Raw genomic sequence first — 1153 nt, 5'->3', positions numbered from 1 at the left:
TTATCGGACATCAAAATGTTACGCTCGAAAACATGGGTAATCTCACGAATAAAAGCACCAAAAGCGAGCGTTCCGACGCCCATGAGGCCGAGGTTTCGAGCTCAGCGTCCAATGACGCGCCGAACAGTGACGAGCACAGCGAGAGAGAACGTGCATCAATCGCCCTGCCCAGCCATGTCGCCGGGTCCGGCACTCTGGACCGGCTGGTCGACACGGCGCGCGGATATGCCGAAGCCTCGACAGCCGAGAACACAAACAAGGCCTACGCGGCCGATTGGAAGCATTTCGCCCGCTGGTGCCGACTGAAAGGAACGGATCCCCTGCCCCCCTCGCCCGAGATGATTGGGCTTTATGTCGCTGATCTGGCCGCACCAGCTGGGAAGGCCCCTGCCCTTTCAGTCTCCACGATCGAGCGCCGCCTCTCGGGTCTTGCCTGGAACTATACGCAACGCGGGTTCACACTCGATCGCAAGAACCGGCACATCGCTACCGTTCTGGCCGGGATCAAGCGCAAACATGCACGCCCGCCAGTTCAGAAGGAAGCGATCCTGCTGGAGGACATCCTAGCCATGGTAGCCACCCTGCCCTACGATCTGCGCGGGCTCCGAGACCGGGCGATCCTTCTCGTAGGTTTTGCAGGGGGCCTGCGAAGGTCGGAGATCGTCAGTCTCGATGTGCACAAGGACGACACACCGGATTCAGGCGGCTGGGTCGAGATTTTCGAAGGCGGTGCCATGTTGACGCTCAATGCCAAAACCGGCTGGCGTGAGGTCGAGATCGGACGCGGTTCGTCCGACCAGACCTGCCCGGTCCACGCGCTTGAGCAATGGCTGCACTTCGCGAAGATCGACTTCGGTCCGGTCTTCGTGCGGTGTGCGCATGACGGGAAACGCGCACTCGAAACCCGCCTCTCCGACAAGCACGTCGCGCGGCTGATCAAGGCAACTGTGCTAACAAGCGGTATCCGCTCGGAACTGCCGGAAGCAAAACGGCTTGCGATGTTTTCAGGCCATTCCCTACGCGCCGGGCTCGCCTCCTCAGCAGAGGTCGATGAGCGCTATGTCCAGAAGCAGCTCGGCCATACCTCGGCAGAGATGACGCGCCGCTATCAGCGCAGGCGCGATAGGTTCCGGGTCAACCTGACCAAGGCCGC

At 61.2% G+C, this 1153-nt stretch carries 1 protein-coding gene; it reads left to right on the top strand.

Annotated features, from left to right (window positions below; genetic code table 11):
• Positions 1-32 precede the first annotated feature (32 nt).
• A partial coding sequence (locus B8991_RS20980; RefSeq protein ID WP_084355220.1) for a tyrosine-type recombinase/integrase occupies positions 33-1153 on the top strand: 1121 nt, incomplete at its 3' end.

This window comes from Primorskyibacter flagellatus, assembly GCF_900176485.1.
Lineage (GTDB): Bacteria > Pseudomonadota > Alphaproteobacteria > Rhodobacterales > Rhodobacteraceae > Primorskyibacter > Primorskyibacter flagellatus.
The sequence above is the reverse complement of the archived record's forward strand: the minus strand, read 5'-3'. Positions and strand labels throughout refer to the sequence as shown.